General features: G+C 60.4%; 2 protein-coding genes. Both read left to right on the top strand.

Annotation, left to right across the window (positions count from 1 at the left end):
• On the top strand, positions 1–1,511 hold a 1,511-nt coding region (gene tkt, locus ACIP1X_RS28530; protein ID WP_400755931.1), incomplete at its 5' end, for a transketolase.
• Between the two features lie 158 nt (positions 1,512–1,669).
• Positions 1,670–2,683: erythrose-4-phosphate dehydrogenase (gene epd / locus ACIP1X_RS28525; protein ID WP_400755930.1), on the top strand; the 1,014-nt coding region annotated here is incomplete at its 3' end.

Here is a 2,683-nt window from a genome sequence, read left to right as displayed (position 1 = left end):
CGCACGAAGTCTGCTCCCTGGCCGGCACCCTCAAGCTCGGCAAGCTGATCGCTTTCTACGATGACAACGGCATCTCCATCGACGGCGAAGTCGAAGGCTGGTTCACCGATGACACCCCGAAGCGTTTCGAAGCCTACAACTGGCAAGTGATCCGCAACGTTGACGGTCACGACCCGGAAGAGATCAAGACTGCCATCGAAACCGCTCGCAAGAGCCCGCTGCCGACCCTGATCTGCTGCAAGACCACCATCGGTTTCGGTTCGCCGAACAAGCAGGGCAAAGAAGACTGCCACGGCGCGCCATTGGGCGACGCGGAAATTGCTCTGACTCGTCAGGCGCTGAACTGGAATTACGGCCCGTTCGAAATCCCGGCCGACATCTATGCCGAGTGGGATGCCAAGGAAAAAGGTCGCGCGGCCGAAGCCGAGTGGGATCAGCGTTTCGCTGCTTACTCCGCTGCATTCCCGACCGAAGCCAACGAGCTGATCCGTCGTCTGAGCGGTGAGCTGCCAGCTGACTTCTCCGAAAAAGCCTCGGCCTACATCGCTGAAGTCGCGGCCAAAGGCGAAACCATCGCCAGCCGTAAAGCCAGCCAGAACACCCTGAACGCCTTCGGCCCGCTGTTGCCGGAACTGCTCGGCGGTTCGGCTGACCTCGCCGGTTCCAACCTGACCCTGTGGAAAGGTTGCAAAGGCGTCAGCGCTGAAGATGCCAGCGGCAACTACATGTACTACGGCGTGCGCGAATTCGGCATGACCGCGATCATGAACGGCGTGACCCTGCACGGCGGCCTGGTGCCTTACGGCGCGACCTTCCTGATGTTCATGGAATACGCGCGCAACGCCGTGCGCATGTCCGCGCTGATGAAGAAGCAAGTCATCCACGTCTACACCCACGACTCCATCGGTCTGGGCGAAGACGGCCCGACGCACCAGCCGATCGAGCAACTGACCAGCCTGCGTACCACACCGAACCTCGACACCTGGCGTCCAGCCGATGCCGTTGAATCGGCCGTGGCCTGGAAAAACGCTCTGGAGCGCAAGGACGGCCCTTCGGCGCTGATCTTCTCGCGTCAGAACCTGCAACACCAGGAACGCGATGCTGGCCAGATTGCCGCCATCAGCCGTGGCGGTTATGTACTGAAGGACTGCGCAGGCGAGCCTGAGCTGATCCTGATTTCGACCGGTTCGGAAGTGGGTCTGGCGGTTCAGGCTTATGACAAGCTGACCGAGCAGGGCCGCAAGGTGCGCGTTGTTTCGATGCCGTGCACCAGCGTGTTCGACGCTCAGGACGCTGGCTACAAGCAGGACGTGCTGCCGTTGCAGGTTGGCGCGCGTATCGCGATCGAAGCGGCGCACGCCGACTTCTGGTTCAAGTACGTGGGTCTGGAAGGTCGCGTGATCGGCATGACCACTTACGGCGAATCGGCTCCGGCTTCGGCACTGTTCGAAGAGTTCGGCTTCACCCTGGAAAACATCCTCGGTCAGGCTGAAGAACTGCTGGAAGACTAAGCAGTACGAATGCGGTGGCCCCAGCCACCGCATTCCCCTGTAGGAGCTGCCGAAGGCTGCGATCTTTTGATCTTGATCTTAAAAAACAGGATCAAAAGATCGCAGCCTTCGGCAGCTCCTACATGGTTTGTGTTGTAGCGAATATTATCGAGAACCCCATGCCTCAACCGCGTCCTTACAAAGTTGCACTCAACGGCTACGGCCGGATTGGTCGTTGCGTCTTGCGTGCGTTGTTTGAGCGAGGCGAGAAAGCCGGGTTTGAAATTGTCGCGATCAACGATCTGGCGGACATGGCCAGCATCGAATACCTGACACGTTTCGACTCCACCCACGGCCGTTTTCCCGGCGAAGTGCGAGTAGAAGGCGATTGTCTCTATATTAATGGCGACTGCGTGAAGGTTCTGCGCAGTGCCACCCCCGAAGGTATTGATTGGGCGTCGCTTGGCGTCGATCTGGTGCTTGAGTGTTCCGGTGCATACAACACCCGCGAAGACGGCCAGCGCTTTCTCGACGCCGGCGCGCCACGCGTGTTGTTCTCGCAGCCGATGGCCAGCGAGGCGGATGTCGACGCCACCATCGTTTACGGCGTCAATCAGGATTGCCTGACCGGCGACGAACTGCTGGTGTCCAACGCCTCCTGCACCACCAACTGCGGCGTGCCGCTGTTGCGTCTGCTCGACAAGGCCATCGGCCTCGATTACGTGTCGATCACCACCATTCACTCGGCGATGAACGATCAGCCAGTGATCGACGCCTATCACCACGAAGACCTGCGCCGCACGCGCTCGGCGTTCCAGTCGGTGATCCCGGTGTCCACTGGTCTGGCGCGCGGGATCGAGCGTCTGCTGCCGGAACTTGCCGGGCGAATTCAAGCCAAAGCCGTACGCGTGCCGACGGTCAACGTGTCCTGCCTCGACATCACGATGCAGACCGCCACCGCGACCGACGCCAATGAGGTCAACCGGATCCTGCGCGAGGCCGCCACCACTGGCCCGCTCAAAGGCCTGCTGGCGTATACCGAGTTGCCGCACGCCAGCTGTGATTTCAACCATGACCCACATTCGGCCATCGTCGATGCCAGTCAGACCCGTGTTTCCGGCCCCAAGCTGGTGAACATCCTGGCCTGGTTCGACAACGAATGGGGTTTTGCCAACCGAATGCTGGACGTTGCA

This window comes from Pseudomonas sp. NPDC088885 (genome assembly GCF_044750025.1).
Lineage (GTDB): Bacteria > Pseudomonadota > Gammaproteobacteria > Pseudomonadales > Pseudomonadaceae > Aquipseudomonas > Aquipseudomonas rustica.
This window is presented reverse-complemented; position numbering and strand designations above follow the sequence as displayed.